Source organism: Clostridium sp. C1 (assembly GCF_018223625.1).
Taxonomy (GTDB): domain Bacteria; phylum Bacillota_I; class Bacilli_A; order Erysipelotrichales; family Coprobacillaceae; genus Allocoprobacillus.
In genome coordinates this window covers 65,376-89,005 of the sequence record NZ_CP073631.1, presented here as the reverse complement: position 1 = coordinate 89,005, position 23,630 = coordinate 65,376, and the positions used below count along the sequence as shown (strand labels likewise).

Annotated in this window: 30 protein-coding genes; 4 read left to right on the top strand and 26 right to left on the bottom strand. The window is 31.8% G+C overall.

Annotation, left to right across the window (positions count from 1 at the left end):
• Positions 1 to 34: 34 nt before the first annotated feature.
• The 12 genes from KEC48_RS00455 to KEC48_RS00400 all read right to left on the bottom strand — a co-directional run bounded on the left by KEC48_RS00455 (position 35) and on the right by KEC48_RS00400 (position 9,875).
• Positions 35 to 193, bottom strand: coding sequence for a hypothetical protein (locus tag KEC48_RS00455; protein ID WP_249191387.1), 159 nt, complete (start codon positions 191 to 193; stop codon positions 35 to 37).
• A 158-nt stretch (positions 194 to 351) separates the two neighbouring features.
• Entirely contained in the window at positions 352 to 996 is a 645-nt protein-coding gene (hisIE, locus tag KEC48_RS00450) for a bifunctional phosphoribosyl-AMP cyclohydrolase/phosphoribosyl-ATP diphosphatase HisIE (protein WP_211963698.1), read from the bottom strand.
• Positions 993 to 1,760 carry an imidazole glycerol phosphate synthase subunit HisF gene (gene hisF / locus KEC48_RS00445; protein WP_087358026.1) on the bottom strand — a complete coding sequence of 256 codons (768 nt, stop codon included), beginning with the start codon at positions 1,758 to 1,760 and terminating at the stop codon, positions 993 to 995. The genes hisIE and hisF overlap by 4 nt, the downstream gene beginning before the upstream one ends.
• Positions 1,730 to 2,467 carry a 1-(5-phosphoribosyl)-5-[(5-phosphoribosylamino)methylideneamino]imidazole-4-carboxamide isomerase gene (gene hisA, locus KEC48_RS00440; RefSeq protein ID WP_211963696.1) on the bottom strand — a complete coding sequence of 246 codons (738 nt, stop codon included), beginning with the start codon at positions 2,465 to 2,467 and terminating at the stop codon, positions 1,730 to 1,732. Before hisA ends, hisF begins: the two co-directional genes overlap by 31 nt.
• The gene (gene hisH / locus KEC48_RS00435; RefSeq protein ID WP_087358024.1) at positions 2,464 to 3,069 is read right to left on the bottom strand and encodes an imidazole glycerol phosphate synthase subunit HisH; all 606 of its coding nucleotides are present in this window, start codon (positions 3,067 to 3,069) and stop codon (positions 2,464 to 2,466) included. Before hisH ends, hisA begins: the two co-directional genes overlap by 4 nt.
• Position 3,070: 1 nt before the next feature.
• On the bottom strand, positions 3,071 to 3,661 hold the full coding sequence (hisB, locus tag KEC48_RS00430) for an imidazoleglycerol-phosphate dehydratase HisB (protein WP_283092231.1): 591 nt from the start codon (positions 3,659 to 3,661) through the stop codon (positions 3,071 to 3,073).
• Positions 3,631 to 4,959: a histidinol dehydrogenase gene (gene hisD, locus KEC48_RS00425; protein WP_087358022.1), complete on the bottom strand. Its 1,329-nt coding sequence runs from the start codon at positions 4,957 to 4,959 to the stop codon at positions 3,631 to 3,633. The genes hisB and hisD overlap by 31 nt, the downstream gene beginning before the upstream one ends.
• A 2-nt stretch (positions 4,960 to 4,961) precedes the next feature.
• Positions 4,962 to 5,579 carry an ATP phosphoribosyltransferase gene (hisG, locus tag KEC48_RS00420; RefSeq protein ID WP_211963692.1) on the bottom strand — a complete coding sequence of 206 codons (618 nt, stop codon included), beginning with the start codon at positions 5,577 to 5,579 and terminating at the stop codon, positions 4,962 to 4,964.
• Positions 5,576 to 6,538 (bottom strand): ATP phosphoribosyltransferase regulatory subunit, encoded by a 963-nt coding sequence (locus tag KEC48_RS00415; RefSeq protein ID WP_211963690.1) that lies wholly within the window; start codon positions 6,536 to 6,538, stop codon positions 5,576 to 5,578. Before KEC48_RS00415 ends, hisG begins: the two co-directional genes overlap by 4 nt.
• Positions 6,539 to 6,878: 340 nt before the next feature.
• Complete coding sequence (locus KEC48_RS00410; protein ID WP_211963688.1) at positions 6,879 to 8,561, bottom strand: hypothetical protein; 1,683 nt, start codon at positions 8,559 to 8,561, stop codon at positions 6,879 to 6,881.
• A gap of 83 nt (positions 8,562 to 8,644) precedes the next feature.
• Complete coding sequence (locus KEC48_RS00405; RefSeq protein WP_211963686.1) at positions 8,645 to 9,499, bottom strand: ARMT1-like domain-containing protein; 855 nt, start codon at positions 9,497 to 9,499, stop codon at positions 8,645 to 8,647.
• Complete coding sequence (locus KEC48_RS00400; RefSeq protein ID WP_211963684.1) at positions 9,486 to 9,875, bottom strand: hypothetical protein; 390 nt, start codon at positions 9,873 to 9,875, stop codon at positions 9,486 to 9,488. The genes KEC48_RS00405 and KEC48_RS00400 overlap by 14 nt, the downstream gene beginning before the upstream one ends.
• Positions 9,876 to 10,102: 227 nt before the next feature.
• Here KEC48_RS00400 and gdhA point away from each other — a divergent pair, with 227 nt between their 5' ends.
• The 4 genes from gdhA to KEC48_RS00380 all read left to right on the top strand — a co-directional run bounded on the left by gdhA (position 10,103) and on the right by KEC48_RS00380 (position 12,764).
• A complete protein-coding gene (gdhA, locus tag KEC48_RS00395; RefSeq protein WP_211963682.1) occupies positions 10,103 to 11,446 on the top strand; it encodes an NADP-specific glutamate dehydrogenase in 1,344 nt (447 codons plus the stop codon).
• Positions 11,447 to 11,608: 162 nt separating this feature from the next.
• Positions 11,609 to 12,052, top strand: coding sequence for an HTH domain-containing protein (locus KEC48_RS00390; protein ID WP_087357186.1), 444 nt, complete (start codon positions 11,609 to 11,611; stop codon positions 12,050 to 12,052).
• On the top strand, positions 12,010 to 12,330 hold the full coding sequence (locus tag KEC48_RS00385; RefSeq protein WP_211963680.1) for an IS3 family transposase: 321 nt from the start codon (positions 12,010 to 12,012) through the stop codon (positions 12,328 to 12,330). Before KEC48_RS00390 ends, KEC48_RS00385 begins: the two co-directional genes overlap by 43 nt.
• Positions 12,331 to 12,353: 23 nt before the next feature.
• Entirely contained in the window at positions 12,354 to 12,764 is a 411-nt protein-coding gene (locus KEC48_RS00380; RefSeq protein ID WP_211963678.1) for a DDE-type integrase/transposase/recombinase, read from the top strand.
• Between the two features lie 178 nt (positions 12,765 to 12,942).
• Here the strand turns inward: KEC48_RS00380 and KEC48_RS00370 are convergent, their stop codons facing one another.
• The 14 genes from KEC48_RS00370 to KEC48_RS00305 all read right to left on the bottom strand — a co-directional run bounded on the left by KEC48_RS00370 (position 12,943) and on the right by KEC48_RS00305 (position 23,489).
• Positions 12,943 to 13,446 (bottom strand): hypothetical protein, encoded by a 504-nt coding sequence (locus tag KEC48_RS00370; protein WP_211961963.1) that lies wholly within the window; start codon positions 13,444 to 13,446, stop codon positions 12,943 to 12,945.
• Positions 13,447 to 13,636: 190 nt separating this feature from the next.
• Complete coding sequence (locus KEC48_RS00365; RefSeq protein ID WP_211963676.1) at positions 13,637 to 13,921, bottom strand: hypothetical protein; 285 nt, start codon at positions 13,919 to 13,921, stop codon at positions 13,637 to 13,639.
• Positions 13,922 to 13,966: 45 nt separating this feature from the next.
• Positions 13,967 to 15,721, bottom strand: a complete 1,755-nt coding sequence (locus KEC48_RS00360) for a phosphoenolpyruvate carboxykinase (protein ID WP_087360354.1) — start codon at positions 15,719 to 15,721, stop codon at positions 13,967 to 13,969.
• A gap of 95 nt (positions 15,722 to 15,816) precedes the next feature.
• Positions 15,817 to 16,314: a hypothetical protein gene (locus KEC48_RS00355; protein WP_211963675.1), complete on the bottom strand. Its 498-nt coding sequence runs from the start codon at positions 16,312 to 16,314 to the stop codon at positions 15,817 to 15,819.
• A gap of 27 nt (positions 16,315 to 16,341) precedes the next feature.
• Positions 16,342 to 16,842 carry a signal peptidase I gene (gene lepB / locus KEC48_RS00350; RefSeq protein WP_211963674.1) on the bottom strand — a complete coding sequence of 167 codons (501 nt, stop codon included), beginning with the start codon at positions 16,840 to 16,842 and terminating at the stop codon, positions 16,342 to 16,344.
• A gap of 29 nt (positions 16,843 to 16,871) precedes the next feature.
• On the bottom strand, positions 16,872 to 17,597 hold the full coding sequence (locus KEC48_RS00345) for a SigB/SigF/SigG family RNA polymerase sigma factor (RefSeq protein ID WP_211963673.1): 726 nt from the start codon (positions 17,595 to 17,597) through the stop codon (positions 16,872 to 16,874).
• Positions 17,584 to 18,015, bottom strand: a complete 432-nt coding sequence (gene spoIIAB, locus KEC48_RS00340) for an anti-sigma F factor (protein ID WP_087360341.1) — start codon at positions 18,013 to 18,015, stop codon at positions 17,584 to 17,586. Before spoIIAB ends, KEC48_RS00345 begins: the two co-directional genes overlap by 14 nt.
• Positions 18,012 to 18,353 (bottom strand): STAS domain-containing protein, encoded by a 342-nt coding sequence (locus tag KEC48_RS00335; protein WP_211963672.1) that lies wholly within the window; start codon positions 18,351 to 18,353, stop codon positions 18,012 to 18,014. Before KEC48_RS00335 ends, spoIIAB begins: the two co-directional genes overlap by 4 nt.
• Before the next feature lie 128 nt (positions 18,354 to 18,481).
• Positions 18,482 to 19,624 carry a D-alanyl-D-alanine carboxypeptidase family protein gene (locus KEC48_RS00330; protein ID WP_211963671.1) on the bottom strand — a complete coding sequence of 381 codons (1,143 nt, stop codon included), beginning with the start codon at positions 19,622 to 19,624 and terminating at the stop codon, positions 18,482 to 18,484.
• Positions 19,625 to 19,877: 253 nt separating this feature from the next.
• Positions 19,878 to 20,807 (bottom strand): DUF1848 domain-containing protein, encoded by a 930-nt coding sequence (locus KEC48_RS00325; protein WP_211963670.1) that lies wholly within the window; start codon positions 20,805 to 20,807, stop codon positions 19,878 to 19,880.
• A gap of 3 nt (positions 20,808 to 20,810) precedes the next feature.
• A complete protein-coding gene (locus KEC48_RS00320) occupies positions 20,811 to 21,485 on the bottom strand; it encodes a TIGR00266 family protein (RefSeq protein ID WP_211963669.1) in 675 nt (224 codons plus the stop codon).
• Between the two features lies 1 nt (position 21,486).
• Positions 21,487 to 21,861, bottom strand: a complete 375-nt coding sequence (gene mgsA / locus KEC48_RS00315; RefSeq protein ID WP_211963668.1) for a methylglyoxal synthase — start codon at positions 21,859 to 21,861, stop codon at positions 21,487 to 21,489.
• Positions 21,862 to 21,918: 57 nt separating this feature from the next.
• Positions 21,919 to 22,725: a Cof-type HAD-IIB family hydrolase gene (locus tag KEC48_RS00310; RefSeq protein WP_249191386.1), complete on the bottom strand. Its 807-nt coding sequence runs from the start codon at positions 22,723 to 22,725 to the stop codon at positions 21,919 to 21,921.
• An 11-nt stretch (positions 22,726 to 22,736) separates the two neighbouring features.
• Complete coding sequence (locus KEC48_RS00305; RefSeq protein ID WP_211963664.1) at positions 22,737 to 23,489, bottom strand: MurR/RpiR family transcriptional regulator; 753 nt, start codon at positions 23,487 to 23,489, stop codon at positions 22,737 to 22,739.
• Positions 23,490 to 23,630 lie beyond the last annotated feature (141 nt).

Genomic DNA, 23,630 nt, shown 5'->3' with positions numbered 1-23,630 from the left:
TATATCCTTATCAATATATAAAAAAAGAGAAATCTCATTCTTGATTTCCCTTACAAAGATTTAACTTTTTTTCATCTTCTATTTCTTTAGCTAAATACAAATCACTTCGACAATGCATATCAGAAATTCCATTTCTCATCAATTGATAGATTTGTGATATATAAAAGATATTCATTGCTTTTTTATATCCCAATGATTTCTATTCATAAGCAATAAGATAATTCTTGCATATTAGGTCTTTTATATTTCAATCTTTTTAAAGCAACAGATTTATCAATCAGTCCTTTCATTGTATATAGTATCACATTTTTATTGTGTTTTATCTATATAGGCAGGTTTTAAATGAATGAATCAATAATCTCCTCTTTGATGAAATTCTTTTTTATTTCCACTGATTTGATGTCTTTCCTGAAGTTTCTTTTCGATATCCTCAACCTGAATACCTTGTTGATACATCAAAACAAGCACATGATAAAATAAATCACTGATTTCTCCAATTAATTCCTCTTTATTATTGTTTTTTGCAGCAATAATGGTTTCACTCGCTTCTTCTCCAACCTTTTTACAAATCTTATCAACACCTTGATCCAATAGATAATTTGTATAAGATTTTTCAACAGGGTGAATATGACGATCAGCAATCACATCATAAACTTCATGAAAGATTGTTTTTTCAAAAACATAAGGGATTATCTCTTGAAAGAAACATGAATAGGAACCAGTATGACAAGCTGCTCCTACTTGATCAACAATAATCAGTAAAGTATCATCATCACAATCCAGATATATGCCTTGAATATATTGGAAATGTCCTGATGTTTCACCCTTATGCCACAGTTCCTGACGTGAGCGTGAATAAAAATAAGTTTCACCTGTTTCTAACATTTTATCATATGCTTCTTCATTCACATAAGCCAACATTAAAACGGACTTTGTTTTTGCATCTTGTACAATGGCTGGTACTAAGCCATTCCCTTTTTCAAAATCTGGTTTCATAATTCCCTCCTTACGGGGATATGATGTTTGGCACACAATGCCTTAACATCTTCAATGGTTGCTTCCTGATAATGAAACAAAGAAGCCGCCAAAGCCCCATCACAATTTGTTTTTTCAAATACTTCTACAATATCTTCCTGCCCTCCACAGCCACCACTGGCAATCACAGGAATCGACACAACACGCATCAGTGCATTCAACATATCAATATCAAAACCATCTCTTGTTCCATCACGATCCATTGATGTTAATAAGATTTCACCAGCTCCTAAATCTTCACATTGTTTGGCCCATGTTAATAAATCTAAGCCTGTATTTTTTCTACCACCGGCTATATAGACATCATAACCCGATTGATCTTCTCGCTTTTTCGCATCAATAGCCACAACAACACATTGCACACCAAATTCATCGGATGCCTGTTTGATAAGTTGAGGATTTAAGATAGCTGCCGAATTAATAGATACTTTATCTGCTCCACTGGATAAAATCATACGAAAGTCATCCAATGTACGAATACCACCCCCAACAGTTAAAGGAATGGATAATTCACAGGCAGCTCTTTGAATGACATCTTTAAGAATATCTCGATTTTCATAAGTCGCTGTAATATCAAGAAAAACAACTTCATCTGCACATTGTTCATCATAGCGTTTGGCAATCTCTACTGGATCACCAATATCTTTTAAGCCAACAAAATTGACACCTTTTACAACTTTTCCATCTTTAATATCTAAACAGGGGATGATTCTTTTGGCAAGCATTCTATCACCTCTTTTAAATCAATTTTTCCTTCATAATAAGCCTTACCTACAATGCAGCCTTCATAACCTTGACGATAAGCTTCTAAAACATCATTTCTATCTTTGACACCACCTGATACAATACAGCGTAAAGATGTTGTATCTTTGATTTGTTGATAAATATCAAATGAAGGCCCTTGTAAAGTTCCATCTTTCGATATATCTGTACAAATAACGTATTGAACACCCATCTTCTCTAATGTTTTTAAAAAATCTAAATAATGAACTTGTGTTTGTACTAACCATCCTGAAGTCGAAACATACCCATCTTTGATATCTACCCCTACAACAATCTTTTGTGCCCCATATTGTTTTAACATTGCTTTTAGAAAATCTGGATTCTGAATAGCTGCAGTCCCAAGAATAACACGATTGATACCAATTTCATCTAAATATAAAGAAACCGTTCTGGCATCACGTATACCTCCACCCACTTCAATAGGGATAGAGATCGTATTACGTATTTTTTTAATAGTTTCTATATTGGTTGTCATGCCATCTTTAGCCCCGTCCAAATCCACAACATGAAGATACATTGCTCCCATGTTTTCAAAGGCTTGAGCCAGCATTTCTGGTGATGAAGAATAGACTGTTTTTTGTTGATAATCGCCCTTATATAAACGAACAGCTTCCCCATTTTTTAAATCAATTGCTGGAATGATTATCATTTTACCATCTCCTTAAACGCTAATAATATTTTTTGACCAACTTTTCCACTTTTTTCAGGATGAAACTGACATCCCATGACATTGTCTTTGGCAACAACAGCTGTAATCTTTTCTTGTCCATACTCACAATAAGCAATCAACTCATCATCAGTAGGATATGCCATATAAGAATGAACAAAATAGACATAATCTCCTTGATGAACATATTGCATGAGAGGATGTTTTTGTTGCATTATTAAATCATTCCATCCCATATGAGGAATCTTTGCCTGAACTTCCATGCGTCGAACTTCTCCCTTTAAAAAGCCTAAACCTTGTGTTGGACAAACTTCATATCCTTTTTCAAATAAGACTTGCATTCCTAAACAAATCCCTAAAATGGGAATACCGGCCTGTTGTCTTTCATTTAAAATATCAATCAAATCATATTGTTTTAAATGTTCCATCGCCACTGGAAAAGTTCCGACTCCCGGCAAAACAATCCCTTTGGCCTGACGAATGACATCATGGTCACGACTCACAACAACATCCATACCTAGTTTTAAAAAAGCATTTTGAACACTCATGAGATTACCTACATGATAATCAATAATCACAATCATCTTACAAGACTCCTTTAGAAGAAACAATTTGTTCCTTATTCTTTTCATCAATACAAATAGCTTGTTTTAAAGCTCTGGCAAAACTCTTAAACATAGCTTCAATAATATGATGTGTATTTTCTCCATAGTTCTCTACAATATGTAATGTCATCAAAGCATGATCACTGACGGCTTTAAAAAATTCTTTTGTCATTTCTGTTTCATAATTTCCTAAATGCTGGCAAGGTAATTGAGCTTGATAAACAAGATAAGGGCGTCCACTTAAATCCAGTGTCGTTGTGACTAGAGCTTCATCCATAGGAATGGCCATTTGACCATAACGATAAATTCCTTTTTTATCTCCCAATGCTTCTTTTAAACATTCACCAAAAACAATTCCTAAATCTTCTACTGTATGATGACTATCTACTTTTAAATCACCCTGACATTTGACAATACAATCTATTCCACTATGAAAAGCTAATAACTCAAACATATGATCCATAAATCCAATGCCCGTATCTACTTGAGCTTGACCTGTTCCTTCTAAGCAAAGGGACATTTCAATAGATGTTTCCTTTGTTATTCTTTTGATTTGACTTTGTCGCATGATTCATCCTCCTTAAATCTCACTGCAATACTATTTGCATGTCCATCCAATCCTTCTTTGTTTGCAAAAGTCATCACATCATCTTTAAAAGTCTGTAAAACTTGTTTTGGATAATAACTATAAGATGAATACTTCACGAAATCATAAACACCTAAAGCACTATAAAATTTAGCTGTTCCTCCTGTTGGTAAGACATGATTTGTTCCAGACATATAATCCCCTAATGGTTCTGGTGTATATTCTCCTAAAAAGATAGAACCAGCATTATGAATCAAAGGTAAAGTATTCATAGGATTTTCCACTAAAACTTCTAAATGTTCTGGAGCAAATTCATTAGATACCTGAAAAGCCTCCTCAATAGAATCCACCAAAAAGGCACCACCATAATTTGTCAATGATGATTCAATAATATCAGCTCTTGATAAAAATGGCATCTGTTTTTGAAGCTCAACGTTTACCTGTTCAATCAATGATTGAGATGTTGTCACTAAAATAGCACTCGCCAATTTATCATGTTCTGCCTGACTCATTAAATCAGCTGCAATGTATTGTGGATTGGCTTTTTCATCAGCAACAATCAAGACTTCACTAGGACCGGCAATCATATCAATATCCACACGCCCATAACAACATTTTTTAGCTGTCGCAACATAAATATTTCCGGGACCAACAATCTTATCTACCTTTGGTAACATATTTGTTCCGATAGCTACACCGGCAACACCATGTGCTCCTCCTACTTTATAAATACGTTCAATGCCACAGACATAAGCAGCTGCTAAAATAGAAGGATTCACTTTTCCATCAGCCTTCACAGGTGTGATGATTATCAATTCTTTGACACCAGCCAGTTTGGCAGGAATCGCATTCATCATGACCGTTGAAGGATATGTGGCAGTTCCACCTGGTACGTATAAAGCAACTTTTTCTAAGCCACGTACAATCTGTCCCATCATCACTCCATTTTCCTTATAAATAGACCATGAACGATCAACTTGATGTTGATGAAAATCAATCAGTTGTTCTTTTGTACGTTCCAATATACGCATAAAATCTTTTCCAACACTTGTCACACCATCTAAAATTTCTTGTTTAGAAACAATAAAATCTTGTGGTCCTTCCATCCTATATCCATCCAATTCATAACAATATTTCATGATGGCCTGATCACCATTTTTTTCTATATCTTCAATCATCTGCATCACAGTTTCATTAACCTGTTGCGAAATTTCTGTTTTACGTGAAGAAAACTTCTTCACCACATCTTTGAATTGTCCTTGTAAATCATATGTCTTCAACATCTTTATTCCCCCTTTAACTTTTCTATCAAATCAAAGATTTCATCTTTTTTAAACTTCAAACTCACTTTATTTACAATCATCTTTGTTGATACATCACTAATTTTTTCAATAATTTCTAAACCATTTGCCTTCAAAGTTGAACCAGTTTCTACAATATCCACAATCGCATCACTTAATCCCACAACCGGCCCTAATTCTACCGAACCTTCTAATTTAATAATTTCAACATCCTGTTGTTTTTGATGAAAGTAATCTTTAGCTACCTTCGTATATTTGGAAGCAATACGCTGACGACGTTTAAAAATCTTATCACGATATTCTGGATATGCCGCTAAAGCAAAATAACATTTTCCAATATCCAAATCCAACATCTCATAATAATCTTGAAAATCACTATCTTCTAAAGTATCTTTACCAACAAAACCAACATCCACAATACCATGTTCTAAAAAGGTTAAAACATCATTTGCCTTTGCAAAAATCATAGATAAACCATCACTTGTTTCAATCATCAATTCACGATCTTTATGAATAATAGGCTCCATATCAAAGCCCTTTTCAGCCAATAACTGACAAACCTGTTTTTCAATACGACCTTTTGTGATTGCTATTTTAATCATGCTTCCTCCTCCTTTTCTAAGGCCTTTAAAATATGACTTAACTCATAACTAAAGCCAATGGCTGGAACCTCTCGATCAAAATGATTCATCAAATGATCATAACGTCCCCCATTCATAATTGGTTGTGCGCTATAAGGAGAATATCCTTTCAACATAATTCCTGTATAATATTTCATCATTGGTGTCATCGCCAAATCAAAAGTCAAAAATTCTCTATCAGGAATCTTTTCATATAGTTCAATCAATTCTTCAATGGCTTCTTTCAACAATGTATCTTCAATCCTATTTTTCATATCATATAACACTTGAACATCTCCAAATGCTTGAGGTAAAGTCATTAATAATGTCTGTATACTTTGATCAAAGTGATGACTTTCTACAAATGATTTCATAGCACTTAAATCACGTCTTTTCAAAATATCTATAAATTGTTCATCATCAACAATCTCGACCAAACGATGATAAAACTTAGCTGATCCCATCTCAATACGTATATGCTTTAATTTTAAGCATGTCATTGTCTTTAAAACAAGTTCCAGACATTCCAAATCACCAGCAAATCCTCCCTTCCCAATCAGTTCAACTCCTGCTTGAAAAAACTCACTGCTTCTTCCTTTATGCCTTTTTTCTTTTCGATAAACCTTCCCAAAATAACAATATCGTTTTTCACCATTTTCATTTTGTGAACAATATAATCTTGCAAGTGGAACTGTAAAATCCACTCTTAAAGCGACTCTTTTTCCTTCATAATTGACATATTGAAACATCTTTTCTTCATCAATTCCAATATCCATATCATTATAAAGATCAACATATTCAAAAGAAGGCATTAAAACTTCCAAGTACCCACGTTCAACAAAGAGATGTCTTAGATCCTTTTCAATATCTCTGAGTACAGAAACATTATCCATAATGGCATCAATACTTTCTTCTGGTATCAAATATTTAAATTCTTCCATAAAGTCCTCCTTAACAAAAAAGACGAGTCATAATGACTCGTCCATTCTTTCTAAGTCATTAGATACACCCATTTATAAATATATGCAAAACGGGCTGTATCTTTCTAAGATATAACCCTAAGTGTTCCAATGATGATGGTGATGAAATTGTTGATTTAAAATTGTCTTTTTCATAAATATCACCTCATTTTTTATCATTCTAACACATTTAAAAGATAAAAAAAAGAATTTTTTATAAAAACTTTATAAGTATTCCAATCTATCATATTCATAACTTAAAAATCAACTTTTAAAGACTTATATAAAAAAAGAAAGGTCAGTAAAACCTTTCTATCGAACTTTACCATGCATTATCTACAATTTGATTACCTTTAATACGATATAAAAATTCTGTTGTTTGTCGTGTATCATAACTCCCATTGTTCGTCAAATGATTCTTAGGCATATAAGTACGGTTATAATATCGTGTTCCAATATAATCATGATCATACTTTTTCATCACAATCACTTCATCAAATGTTTGACTTTCCGCCTTTGAAGAATCCACCCTTCTTGTAATATAGATACCGTATTGATTTTCGTACTCATGATAAACCATCATGGATAAGATTTGTATATCTAATATCGTATCTTTATCATTATTAATACGTGTATATTCTCTATCTAATGCCTTAATAACTTGATATATATCTTGACTTTCTTCATGAATCTTTACAACATTCTGATTAGACTGAAAAGAAGATATATCATTTTGTTTAATAGCTTTTTGATACGCTAAATGATTCTCTTGATCTCTTTTTTCTCTTTCTTTTTCAATTTCTTCATAATAAGGATCAACTTCTGGCTCTAGTACTTCTTGTCTTTTTTCTTCATCTGGCTCTTGGGAATTTAAAGAACCAGACTCATCTTCTTGATTTGCTGTATCTTCATCATCAACATAAAAAGAATTTTTTTGATTTAAAACAATAGTCTTTTCATTATTCAATTCATATACTTCACATTTTCCTTGTTGAAAACGGATAAGATATGGATTATCCACTTGAATATATAATATATGATTTCCTACCATATGTGGCAGATAAGTATTATCATTAATTTGTAACTTTTTATTACGGATATTTATTTTCAATTGATTTACATTATATGCATTATATGAACAACCATCATATTCTTGATAAAAATCATCTAATGTATCTGTTATTGGGTCTAAATTATAAAATAAATATTGCCCCTTATTTTTAACATAAGCTACATCGTAAAAAACACCTATGTGACTATATGAAGTTCCATTCACCCATCCTAACTCTTTACCAAAAACATAAGCAACATCACGATACATAGTCAATCCTTTCACATCTTGATGATATCCTATTGTTTCATTATCTTTATATAATGTAGTGATAGAATCCAAAGGATAAGTCATCAATCCTATTACTCCTATAAAGGAAAGACTATAAAACAAGAGATGATATTTTTTCCATATTTTTGTTAAAAGAATGGCTCCTAAAGTCAAAACAATTGTGCCAAAATCTGCAAACAAACGAGTTAAATCTATAATCGTTGAAGATGTATATAGGCAATAAATGAAACCAAAGATGATTTTCATGACAATGATACTGATTACTATTATATTCCATCCCACCAATATGGATGATATAAAACCAGTATTTGTCACTTGTGGTGATATGAGTGAAGCATAATAGGTTTTCAAATAGTAATACAAATCTTTTTGTCTTTTCACTAAAACTATTTGATTTTCAAATTCTAAAGCAAAGATGAAACGATTTCCACCAATATGTTTTAAATCATGAAAATCAAAAGATTGATTTTGAAAAAGAAAACATTGATTGTCATCAACATGAACAATTTCCAATGAAGCTTTTTCATATGTAATAACTCTATTTAAATTTTGAATCAAAAGCACGATGATTCCAATCAAAAATATACATAAGAAAATAACACCTAAAGCAAGAAAATGATATGTTATTAAAACATTTCCAATACAATAACATCCAAAAAACACAATCAATGAAAAAATAAGTATCTTTTTTTATTTTCTGATATATTTTCTTATCAACAACTTTATAAATTGATAATTCCACTTTCTCACCTCATTTTCTGAGATAGACAGACAAATGATTTTTGCTTCACACCTATATATCGGCTGATGACATCACATTTTACCATCAATAAGAAATAAATATTCTTATCTTCCTCACTTAAACTTTCAAAATTAGCTTGACCTTTCGCAATGATGAGATCGGCCTGATGATAAACATCTAAAAACTCTTGACTGACACGAGAAAGAATCGTGCCCAGTGATTCATCCCCATTAGAGATAATTGTTGCATATTGGTCCATACCAACTTCATAAGCATCTTCTAATATAGAATCATTAACAACCGGTTTCCCTCTTGTCACAAAATAAATTTTGAGTTGAGGATTCATTGCTTTTATTCTTTTAATCAACAATAAATCAAGACATATTTCACCACAATTATCTCCTAAATAGACTAAAGAAGAAGCATTCATTAAATCTTCTTTTAATCTTTCAACATGATTAATAGTTAAAGATAATTGATCCATATTTTGAAAATAAGTCATCATATCTTTTTGTACATTTTGATGGATAGGACTAAAATCTATGACATTTCCCACAATAGCATATAAAACAGCTTGTTCAAACGAATCAATCTGTTGCTCAATTTGAGATAATTGTTTTAAAAATAACTGATTATAATCATATCGAATCTGATAATAAGGATCTTCACAATCTAAATAATCTTTAACTAAGGCAAAGACTTCACCGATAATTTCAGGATTCGTTTTATGAAAATCCACTTGACTCATATAATGAAAGACTTGATGAAATAATTCATCTTGTTCTAAACAATCTGTCATTTTTGCAATTTTAACAACTTGATTCATTAAACATGGTAAACATTGTTTATTGATTTTCATGAGTTGAAATCTCCTTTGATATTTTTTGATAAGCATTTATAAATTGATCACTATTCAATACATAAACATGACTTGTTTTTTGATGTTGAATAATAACATGATGTTTTGATTTCCTTTGAATAGATTGAATATTTTGATAAGGAATCAAAACAGGTAAAAATGCAGCAATCTTCCATTCATAAATCATCATTTCATTTTCAAATAAAACAATCTTATATCTGGCACTCATTAACACGAATGCAATCAATCCCAGTAAAAAGCTACCGATAGACTGTGGAACATTCTTTTGCATATAAGCATAGATACCAAAGATCATAAAGAAAACAAATAAAATCAGACATAATAGAAATGTTCTATATTCTTTAAATTTTTTCATCATTTTTTATCACCTATTGTAGTTTATCATATTTAAGGAAGAATGAAAACTTTATTCCCTATATTATAAAAATTTATCATTTATGAAGAAATAAGACTTTTGAATTCTATTTTAGCGAAAAATAAACATTATTTTTATCTAAATTTCAAAAATTATAATAATTTTTTATTAAAATGCTTGTTTTTTATTTATCATTGTATATAATAAATTCAAGGAGGATTCAAACAATGAAATATATTGAGAGAGTATTAGAAGATGTAAAAGCAAAAAATACTGATCAGCCAGAATTTATTCAAGCTGTCGAAGAAGTTTTAGAAAGTTTAGAGCCTGTTATTGAAGCTCATCCAGAATATGAGGATATGGCTATCTTAGAAAGACTGGTAGAACCAGATAGAACAATTATGTTTAAAGTGCCTTGGCAAGATGATCAGGGAAAAGTTCATGTCAATAGAGGATATCGTGTTCAATTCTCAAATGCGATTGGACCATATAAAGGTGGTTTAAGATTACATCCATCTGTCAATTTAGGAATTATTAAATTCTTAGGTTTTGAACAAATCTTTAAAAATTCATTAACAACACTTCCTATTGGTGGTGCCAAAGGTGGTTCTGATTTTGATCCACAAGGAAAATCTGACAATGAAGTGATGCGTTTCTGTCAATCATTTATGACTGAATTATATCGTCATATTGGACCAGACGTTGACGTACCTGCCGGGGATATTGGAACTGGTGCCAGAGAAATTGGATATATGTATGGACAATATAAAAGAATTAGAGGAGCTTATGAAAATGGCGTCTTAACTGGTAAACCATTGCCATATGGTGGTTCTTTAATTCGTCCAGAAGCAACAGGATTTGGTGCTGTTTATTATGGTAAAGAAGTGTTAAAACACTTTAATGATACTTATGAAGGAAAAACAATTGCATGTTCTGGTTATGGAAATGTCGCTTGGGGTGTTTGTTTAAAAGCGAGAGAATATGGAGCAAAAGTTGTTTCTATTTCTGGTAGAGATGGATATGTTTATGATCCTGACGGTATTACTACTGATGAAAAAATTGATTTCTTATTAAAAATCAGAAGTTCAAATGATGTAAAACTTAAAGATTACGCTGAAAAGTTTGGATGTGAATTCCATGCTGGTGAAAAACCATGGGGATTAAAAGTGGATATGGCTTTCCCATGTGCGACACAAAATGAAATTGGTTTAGAAGAAGCGAAACAGTTGGTTGCTAATGGAGTGAAATATATTATTGAAGGTGCTAATATGCCTACTAATCCTGAAGCCATTGCTTACTTTTTAGAAAATGGTGGAACATTAGGTCCTGCAAAAGCAGCTAATGCTGGTGGAGTGGCTGTATCTGCATTAGAAATGGCTCAAAACTCTATGCGTTATAGCTGGACTGCTGAAGAAGTTGATCAAAAATTACATGATATTATGGTTAATATTCATGAATCATCAGTGAAAGCTGCTCAAAAATATGGTTTAGGATATGACTTAATTAAAGGAGCAAATATTGCTGGATTTGAAAAGGTTGTAGCTGCTATGATTTCTCAAGGAATCTATTAATAAAAAAAGATTGTCAAGATATCATTTAAACTGTACCCTGTAAAATGGACAGTTAAATAAAAAGGTATCACTCTAAAATGTGATGCTGAATATTTAACCGACTCTGTTTTACAGGGTCTTTTATTTTGCTTATAATATGATTTGATGAAAGGATTGATTGGAATGGGTGTAAACTATTTTACTGATGAACAAATTAAAATACTCAAGGATAATCCATATATTGAAAAAATATCTTACAAAAGCATTAAATACTCCCAAAAGTTTAAAATGGAGTTCTGGTCACGCTATTCACAAGGAGAAGCCCCTTCTTCCATACTTTCTTCCTTTGATATTGATCCACATATTCTTGGACCAAAACGCATAAGTAATATTGTTCAACGAATAAAGAAGGAAGCAGAACGCTTAGAAGGATTTGAAGATACCAGAAAACACAATGCAGGTCGCCCTAGAACAAGAGACATGTCCCCCGAAGAAAAGATTGCTTATCTTGAACATAAGATTGCCTATCAAAAACAGGAAATAGAGTTTCTAAAAAAAATAAGATCACTGGAGAGGGAAGCCTATTGGAAACTGCAGAAGAAAAATACAAAATCATCGAAGAAATGATTTCTCGAGATGACAATCTTCTCAACATTACCAGATTATGTGAAATTGCAGAAGTTTCCAGAAGTGGCTTCTACAACTGGAAAAATAACTGCAATAAGCGTCAGCAGAAAGAACAGCGGGACAAGAACGATTTTGAACTCATATTGAAGGCATATCAGTACAGAGGATATGATAAAGGAGCAAGAAGCATTCACATGCATCTGCTGCACATGGGAGTAAGGATGAATATCAAAAAAATAAGGAGGCTCATGAAAAATATGGACTTTTCTGCAAAATAAGAAAAGCCAATCCATATAGAAGAATGGCAAAAGCAATAAAAACAAATAATATTGCCCCCAATGTTGTCAATCGTGATTTCATACAGGAGCCAAGAATAGTCATATTAACCGATATTACATATCTCTTTTATGGGAAAGAAAAAAGAAAAGCATATCTATCGGTCATGAAGGATGCATTTACCAATGAGATACTATCATATGTTGTCAGCGAATCATTGGAGATTGACTTTGTGTTAATGACTGTAAAACAACTGTTTGAAAAGCATGGAGCGACAATCAAAACAAACAAGACGATATGCCATAGCGACCAGGGCATTCATTACACCAGTATAGATTTTCAAAAGCTGCTCAAGGACAAAGGATTGAGGCAATCAATGTCAAGAAGGGCAACTGCTGGGATAATGCACCACAGGAATCCTTTTTTGGTCATATGAAAGATGAAATAGATATAAGCAGGTGCAACACTTTCAATGACCTTAAAGCAGTTATAGATGATTATATAGATTACTACAATAACGAAAGGTATCAGTGGGACCTGGCAAAACTGTCACCTTCAGAATATTATCAGTACTGGCTGTCAGATATATATCCAATAGATATAAAAAAATGATACTATTCAAAAATAGTATCATCATATTGAAAACGCATCATATCATGATATTGGTTTCTTTCATCCAAGAGTTCTTCTTCAAGGTCAATATTAAGCTGAGATTCAAAACGGGTCTGCATATCAATCATCTGATAGGATAAGACTTCACATTGATTTTCAAGCCAGAAGATATATTCGCGAGTGGACATGAACTTATAACCATCAGTGTAGGACTGATAGTCCTGACTGAAAAGATCCTTAAGCTCACTAATGGTCATAAGCACAGTTGACACATCGAAATCATTGTGGAAAACATTGAAAAGCTGTTCCTCGTTCCAAAAGGAATCTGAGAAATCGGCGAGTTGACAGGACGTGTTAAGTGAAGGAAAAGCAATCCAGTTATAATAGACACCTTTAGAAAGGATTCCTTCAATAACATTACCATTTCTGTTGACCTTAAATTCAATACAGTTGTCATACTTGACACAAACAAGTTTAAACTTTTTAGAATCATTAAAAATATACATAATCATCTTAAACACAAAGCCACTGATCTTGACCAGTGGCTTAAGACTGTGTCATTCCTCCTTGACACAATCATATAAGATAATATTCGTTAAAAATATACCTTTTTATTTAATTGTCCTTGACATAGGGTACACTTTAATTGATATTTAGACAATCTTTTTTATTTTCATAAATAAAGCATCATACTTATTAACGATTCTTACGATAACTTAACAATAATGGTATGACATTCACCACAAAAGAACCTATTACAAATCCCCATAGCATCATAGATAATGTTGGTGCAACATCTGCAATAGCACTCCAATCCCCTGCTAAACTCCAAGACGCTATCATTTGATACTGAGCGCAAAGTGTCAATGCCATCAAGAATAAGGAAAGAACCATAAAAATATGATAATTTTTACCAGCGTTATACATATACAAATTCAATAAAGTCATGATAAGAGTTAATATTCCAAATATAATCCACATATATTTTTCCTCCTTTTAAAAAATAGGAAACATTGCTGTTTCCTATTATTCTTCAACAGGTAATTCTTTTAATTCTTCCTCACCTGTTACATATTTTAAAATGGCAATAGCTGCATCTTTTGGTCCTTGATGTTCGTTTCCTTTAATACCTAAACGTGTACGCAACTGACCAACTTTTACACCTTGCTTAAACATTCTTTTAAAATAATCCTGTAAAATAGGTTCAGTCTGTTCTCTTCTTTGAACTGGTCCAAATGGATTCGCAAAATAGCTTCCTACAAGTCCATATTCTGTTGTTGTTCCTTTTGCCATACGATTTCCTGCTCTGAAGACTTCTAAAGCTTCTTCTGGTGTATCAAAGAAACTTAATGCTTCACCATCTTCATCATAGTTATTTGCATATAAGAACAAATCAACATCATGTTTTGCCACAACATCTTTATAGTCTGTAATTGGAATGACAATACGTGCATTGACTTTATCTGGATTCATAAAGACTGAACGGTCTAATTCTTTAAAGCTATATCCTGCATCCAAGTCATCTAATCTGACAAAAGCCCCAATTTCAGTTCCTGAAGTCTTCACTTTTCCTTTATCACCAAGTGAAAGTACCCCCATATCATCATAGATTGTCTTTAAGTCTGTAATATAAGCAGCTCCAATCACTTTAATCTGTTCAATTGTTTCACTCTTACCAGCTCCACTATCACCCATAACAACGATATTTTTTGTTTCACCATTATGAAGTGTCATTTTAACCATAGCTCCATGGATTGGTAATTCACGATGATTAATTTTTTGAACATTATGCAATGTTAAACACATTTTTTTCATATATCCAAAATAATCAAAATCATCACTTGCTGATAATAAAGCAACAATCATATCATTAGATTCATCCTGATAGAAAGCCTGATTCATTTCACCATCTTCATAACCATAAACATAAATTAAATCTGGTTTACGATTACGATATTCAGATTCATCAGCCAAATCAAACAAGTTACATAATGTTACACCTTGTGCCATAAATTTTACGTTAAAGTAAACAAAACATAACAAATCTCCTACTTTTGCAGGATAACATAACCATGATTCTGCATCAAACTTTTTATCTTCAATAGGATTTGTTTTGATTTCTGGAAAGACTCCATCACGTTTATTACGTTTAGAATAAGCAATAAATGGTGGATGAATAACAACAGATTCAATAAATGGAATTTCATCTAAATTACGATATTCATATGGTAAAAATGGTCGCATATGCGTTACAGCTAAACCAGCATTTACCCCTGCAGTAATCTGACGTAAAACTTTATCTTTCTTTCCAATCGCTGATTGAATAGAACGATAAACTTCTAATACCAATTCTTCAAATTCACTTTGTGCATCAGCAAACTGAACATTTTGATAACCTGCTCTTTTTGTTTCATTAAAAACAATTGCATATCTTTGTAAACGACGCCAGAATAAATAAATATCTTCAACCAAAGCAATAAACATATCACGATCTTTAAAATATGCTTTTGCCTGAGAACGCATAGCACAAACTTCTTCTACTGACATGACTAATAATAATTTAAAAACATCTCTTAAATCTCTTAATAAGTCAACATCATCTTCTTCAATAGCATGTAAATATTCGTAAATAGTTGTATCAGTTCTTTTAATATGTTTAATATATTTTTCTAAAACTTTCGCAAAAGACTCACTTTCAATTAATTGACAACGACTTTGACAGAATTCTTCAGAAAAATTTAAAATTGCATTACCACGAGTAATATTAAATTTATATGCCATATTTTCACCCTTTCCTTTGAGAGATGTTTTTCATCTTTCAAATATGAAACAATTCTATCAAAAAAATACCATCTTGACTACAAAAATCATAAAATTTATGAAATGATAGCGTTTTTATTTTCAATTTTTATCTTTTTATCATTTTTTAATAATATTTTTTCTATAAAATAGACAGATAAATATATATTTTTATGAGAAATATAAATATGACTACCATTTTTATTGATATTTATACAATCATTCTTGTATTTTATTTCATCCCTGCCAAAATCAATATAATAGACCTCATTATCCAACTGATAAACCATTGTATGTTTTCCATAATCAACATAAACTTTGTTTTTTGAATCTTGAATCACAAACCAGTTATATAAATCATTTAAAGATAAATAATACTGTTCATCTTTTTGAAAACCTTTTAAATCAAACATATAAATCTTTTCATCTTGTTGATATGTTGCTGTAAAAGTTGTGATAGGCCCTTTATATTCAAAATATTGACTTCTCTGTAAATACATATAACCCACAATACTGACAAATAAAACAAAAATCATAATTACAAGGATAACACGTTTATATCTTAACTTTTTCATAAACCCTCCCAAAAGAAAAAGGTCTTATCAAAAGACCTTCCAAAAAACACGACCAACAACCTGTTCATCAAAATCAATATATCCCAAATTTCTAGAATCAACACTATGATTACGATTATCACCCATCACAAAGATTTTCCCTTCAGGAATATCATAAGAAAAATCCTCATTTTGAATCATGGCTTCATTGATATAATCTTCATTCAATAACTGACCATTACGATAAAGCTGATTATCCTTCATTTCCAGATGATCACCGGGTAAACCAACAATTCTTTTGATAATCTGATCTTCACCTTCAGCCACATGATATTTCACCACAACAATATCATTATAAGCCGGTTGTCCTCGTTTATAAAAGAATTTATCAACCAGAATAATATCTCCATTATGATATGTTGGTTCCATAGAAGACCCTACAACTCTAGAAATCTGTACAAAATAAAGAACTCCCAGTGTTAAAACAACTGTAATAATAATGACTTTGATATATTCAAATAAAGATTTTTTAAAATCATTTTTTTCCATTTTTCTCGCCTCTGATGTATTATAGCATACTATTTTCCATCTTTTAAGCGTGTTCTTAATTTTGTGACAATTTTCTTTTCTAATCTTGAAACTTGAACCTGTGAAATCCCCAAGTATTTGGCAATCTTATCTTGATTATAATCCAAATGATAACGCATATAAATAATCATCTTTTCTTTATCATCAAGCTTTTCCAGTTCCATTTCTAAAGCCATTTTTTCAAACCACATATGATTGCTTTTATCAATTAAACGATCTTCCACACTAATCGTTGAACCATCTTTTTCATAAATTGGTTCGTTTAATGAAGTCGGATAATAAGAAGCATCAATGGCTTCCACAACTTCCTGAGGTTCTACATGAAGATATGCTGCTACATCTTCAATTGTTGGCTCTTGATTATTTTGGGTCTGTAAATATTCTTTAGCTTTGGTGATTTTGATATTTAATTCTTTTAAAGAACGTGATACCTTAATCGTTCCATCATCACGAAAATAACGTTTAATTTCACCCATAATAATTGGTACAGCATAAGTAGAAAACTGAACTTGATAAGATGTATCAAAATGATTAATAGCTTTCATTAAACCAATACAGCCAATCTGGAATAAATCTTCTTTATCATAATAACTGTTTTTAAAGCGATGCACAATTGACCATACTAAACCTAAATTCTCTTTAACAATTTCTTCTTTTGCCTGTTCATCCCCTAAACGGACTTTTTCTAAAAGATCTAATGTTTTAGATGGTGTCATGATTTTTTAAACTTTTTGTGATGATAAGTTTTGTTCCTATATTGATAACACTTTCAATTTCTAAGCGATCCGCTAATGTTTCAATGATTGTTAATCCCATTCCGGCATGTTCTAAGTCTTTTGCGGTAGTATAAAAAGGAGCCTTGACTTCCTCTAAATTATCAATTCCCTTACCATAATCTTGTACAATCAGTTGTACTTGTCGTCCATCAACTTTCATCTTCATAACGACAAAACATTCTTTGTTTTGATTGTAGCCATGAATAATCGCATTACTAACCGCTTCTGAAACAATTGTTTTCCATTCAATAATTTCATCTATTGTTGGATTTAAAGGCGTTAAAAAGGCTGCAACAGCTGTTCTGGCAAAGTTTTCATTATCCAGCAAAGCACTGAAACTGACTTCCATCTGATTCATAACGTTCCCTCCTTTAAACGTTCAATAGATTCATAATAAGGCATGATTTGAAACATCCCTGTTAATTCAAATAAGCGATAAGCCACAGGATTTAATCCTGTTAAAATCAATGTACGGTGCTCAAATCGCAGTTGATTATATCGCCCCAGTACCAATCCAATTCCTGAACTATCTATAAAAGACGTCTTTTCAAAATCAAAAATAACATCTTCTTCACTTTCATCTATCAAATCACTCAATTGTCCACGATATACCGGTGCCATCACACTATCTATTTCACCATAAAAATGAATGATTAGCAGATGATGTGCTTTTTCAATTTCGATATGATTATCCATTGTCTTTCCTCCTTTTTAGCTATCATATACCAATTCAAAATGAAAAAAAATCGTTTCGATAAAACTAGAACTTATTCAACAAAACTAGAATTTTTATGCAAAATAAAAATCCATCCCAAGATAGATTTTTAAACAAAGATTTTTAATTGATTAATCCATTTTTCCACAAAAGATAAAGCTTCAACATCTTTAGAAACTATCACATCAAATGAAGCTATATTGATATGATCCCTCATCAACAATAAATGACCAATTGTTTCACCTTTTTTAAGAGGTGGAACAAGATTCGTATAATTGATTTGATAAGTCACTTTTGTTTGATTATTTTTATCTTGAATATATTGAATATCTTCTTTAGCAATAACATCAACTAACGGTACTTTCGCATTGTCAATCTTTATCTTTTCAATAACTTCATTTTTTTGAAATAACGTCACACTTTCATATAATGAAAAACCATAATCCAATAATTGTGAAACTTCCTGATTTCTTATTTTTGGTTCACTTTCCTTTAACACAATACCAATTAATCTTAATCCATTACGTTTAGCTGTTGTGACAATACAATAACCTGCTTCTTTTGTATAACCCGTTTTTAGTCCATCAGCCCCTTGATACGATTTTAAGAGTTTATTCGTATTAACCAGCCAGAACTTATGAGCTGTATCTTCACGGATATAACTATCATATAACGACGTTGTCTGAAATAAACGTTCTCCTCCTATTTCAATCAGATACGCAGCCATTGTTCCTAAATCCAAAGCACATGTATAATGTTGATCATCATGTAAACCCGTTGGATTCATAAAATGCGTATTGATCAGTTTCAGTTCTTTCGCTTTTTCATTCATCATTTTTACAAAATTGTCATTTGTCCCAGCAATACGTTCTCCTATCATAACACAAGCATCATTCGCTGAAGCAATGCTGATGGCTTTAAATAAGTCCGTCACACTCATCTTTTCTCCTTCTTCAAGATAAATCTGACTTCCACCCATACTAGCAGCATAGGCACTACATGTTAATTGTTCATCCCATTTTAAACTTCCTCTTTCAATTGCTTCAAACAATAAAATCATTGTCATAATTTTTGTGGTTGAAGCTGGAAACAACTTTTCTTTTTCATTGGTTGCATACAAAACCTGTCTGGAAGATGCTTCCATCAATAAAGAAGCTCCAGCATTGGGTGCCAGTTTTAATTCTTCACCATAGACCGGTGTTACTAAACACATCAAAAAGACACATAAACAAATGAACCCTTTTTTTATCATCAAAACACCTCAAATTATTATATGAAAAAAAGAAAAAAACAGTCCATTTTTACAAAGATTGTTGATACTGATATCAACAAAGTCAGAGATTTTAAATAAACGATATCTAAGTATCAAACTTATATGTCGAAAAATATCATTTTATTAATGGATAGAAGCTATATTCAATCGTATGAGGAGATTAAATCTTTATTCCTTATTGATTAGCTCTTATCCTAAAAATGCAAGATGGTATAATCTTGCATTTTTTGATTTATATATCCAAAGACAATTGTCTATTTTTATAACTTTTTTGTTTAGCCTCTTTAATGACATCATTCTGATGAACATGTCCTATCAATAAGGGTGACAATGGATCATGTTTATGATAATTTTGCCATACTTTTTTCTTATTTTCATTGGCATAACAATATAAACAGCCATGAGGGCAAGTATTATATTCTCCAATATCTCGACTTGGAAAACAGTGACAATGCTTCCTTAAAGGTTTTGATGAAGGTTGCATCACATCATAGCCAATCACATCTTGAAGTAGTGGAGCATTCAGACAACTTTGTGAAGATACACCATACATTGAAAAATCATAAGGTTCGCCACACATTTGAATTTGAAACTGATACTTTTTAGCAATCTCCACAAAAGCTGAAACGATTGTCTTTTGATCTTGTAAAGATACTTCTTGAATACCCGGGAAATTTCTTTTGGTTTTATTATATAAGTCGATAAAACTTATGACACAACGATGAGAATATCCATGTAATTGAGATAATATATCTTCAAAATAATAAAGATGTTTTTCTATTGTATATTCCTGATTGAGAAAAATAGGATCATATCTGATTCCTACAGCTTGTTTACCTAATTGTAAAGACAGCTTTTGGATATCTGATATAACATTTTGATAAGCAGGAACATAAGGTTCTATGTGACGACCATAGGGTGTTATAGTCACATAGAAAAAAGACGGATAAGGCTTCAATTCATCTAAACGTGATAATATGGGACGAGGATTCTTTGTACAGAATACAAAACAATCTACAACATCTTCATTGATCAAGTATTTGGTAATCTGTGTCGGATAATAAGGATTTCTGACATAGACATATCCTTCTTTTAAACGATGAAAAAACCAGTCACTATAAAAAGCAACGATATCGCTACGGCCACTGATATTGAAGATCATAATTTATTTTCCTGTTGGAATAAAAGGAATAATACTTTGAGCAATTGTTGAAATCGGCATCGTTTGTAAAACAACACGACCTGGTCCTGTAATGACTGTATGAAATAAACCTTCGCCACCTAATAATTTATTCTTCATACCTGGCACACTTTGTGTTGTCAATTGACAAGTCGCATCCATTAAAGCCAAATTACCTGAATCAACAATGAGCTTTTGCCCAGCTTCTAGCTGATATTCCACAGTTGCACCATCAATTTCAATAAAAGCAACACCATGTCCAGATAAACGGCTCATGACAAAACCTTCACCACCAAAAAGTCCTGTTGATATCTTTTTATGAAAGAAAACACTTCTTTCAACCGTTTCTTCACAAGCTAAAACAGATGATTTTTGAACAACAATTTCCTTACCAGGTGCTATATCATATTTTTTGATTTCACCAGGAAATGAAGAACCAAAAGCAATTTTACCAGCTTCTTTTGCCTGATAGACATTTAAAAACATTGTTTCTCCTGAAAACATTCTTCCAAAGGCTTTACCAATACCACCACTTGTTGTTTCCATCGTCATACATGGATCCATCCAAGCCATTGTGCCACTATCACTCACCATTTTTTCACCTTTCTCCAATTCACAAATGACAACTGGAAAAGGTGTTCCTTGAATTTCATACCTCATTTTATTTTCCCTCACTTTCTAAAGTTTTAATAATCAGCTCTGCTGTTTTTTGGTGTGATGCTAGAGGAACTTGATGGACATCACAAACACGCATCAAAGCATTAATATCAGGCTCATGGGGTTGAGCTGTCAAAGGATCTCTAAAAAAAATCACAAAATCCATTTTTCCCTCACCAACATATCCCCCTATCTGCTGATCACCACCATAAGGTCCAGACAAACAACGATGAATCATCAAATCGGTATTTTCCATAATTCTTAATCCTGTTGTCCCTGTCGCAAACAACGTATGTTGTTTAAAAAAATCTTCATGCTTTTTCACAAAAGCAATCATTTCCTGTTTTTTAGAATCATGAGCTATCAAAGCTATATTCATATCCATCACTCCTTTGTTTTATTATACATGAAAAAAAGCTCTCATCAAAATGAAAGCTTACAAAATATATTTTTCAATAAATTTTCCAATACCATCATGGTCATGATCATCTGTAATATAATCAGCCACACTCTTTGTTTTTTCACTACCATTAGCCATCACAACACCAATACCTGCATGAAGGGTCATATCATAATCATTATCAGCATCACCAAATGTACAAAGCTGTTTCATATCAATGCCATGCATATCCATGACTTCCTGTAAGCCATGTGTTTTTGTAACTCTTGGATCCATATATTCAAACAGTTCACTGGATGTTTTCAAAGAAGCTGATTTATATTTTTCATTAGAAAAAGTCTGACTTCTTTCTACAACTGAATCCATATCTTCAGGATGACAAATAATAATTAATTTTGCGCGTGGTTCTTTTAAAAATTCATCAAAATTGGCCACTTGATAAGGGACTTTATCTGCCTTTGATAACATTTGAATATGTTCATCATCTTTAGGAGCATATAAAATTCCTTGATCAGGAATCGCAAAATTGACATTCATATCTTCAAAATGACGAATCACATCTTGAATCAAAGCACCATCTAATGGAAAGCTTGATTTTTCAACCTGCAATGTATAATCATAAATTTCTGCTCCACCAGTTCCTACAATTGCATCAACCAATCCATCAATTCCCCATGATTTTAAAAGGGTTTTGACACTATGCACATCTCTACCTGTGGATAAACCAAATAAAATTCCTTTTTCTCTTGCTTTTTTAATCATTTCTACTGTCATTGGTGAAACAATTCCTTGACTATTTAATAATGTTCCATCAACATCACACATAATTGCTTTTACATCCATTTGCATACTCCTTAAATATAATATTTTGTATAATAATAAATACGTAAAATATCAAAAATCATCATGATCTGATAATTAAACTGAATTCCATCAAAACGTCCCGGTACCTGTACCACATAATCTGCCCCTAAATCATTTTTCTTTTTATATTTCACATTCTGTGTTAATAAAACAATCTTAGCATCATGAATGTTTTGATCGGCACTTTCTTTTAAATAATCATGCAAAGTTCTTCCTGTTGCACTAATAAAAATCACAACATCATCTTTTTGAAATTGAAAATCTTTCACAAAATGATGATATTGAATCACTTCTTTACCAAAAGTAATAAAGTCTGTTTGAAATTCAACCGCAATACTTGTTGGATATAATGCACCAATGATAATGACACGTTTCTTTTTGAAAATCAATTCACAAATTTGCTCAAGTTCTTTGATAAATGCATCTTTATCATAAGAAGCATCTAATTGTCCAATCAACTGTGAAGCAGAAACACCTAACATACGTGCACGAATCTGTGATACACGTAACATATAATCGGCTACTAATTCACTTTGAAATTCTTCATAAGTCTGAAAACCTAAATGTCGACAAAAATCTAAAATCTCATCTTCTTGAAAACCACCTTCATCCATCACTCTTTGTAAAGAATAATCTTCCATCTCAACATAATGATGAACAATAAACAATCCAATACGATACATATGATCATCATCTAAACAACCATTTAAATATTTTAAAATTCTTGATAAAACAATGTCCATAAAGAAGCCTCCTTATTTGATAATTTTATTATAATCCTTTTTTATCAAAAAACGTGTTTTTTTCTCAAATAGATAGAAGACATAATGATTGTATCAAAAATAATGATGAAATACTTATTTTTCTAAGGATTAAATCATTTT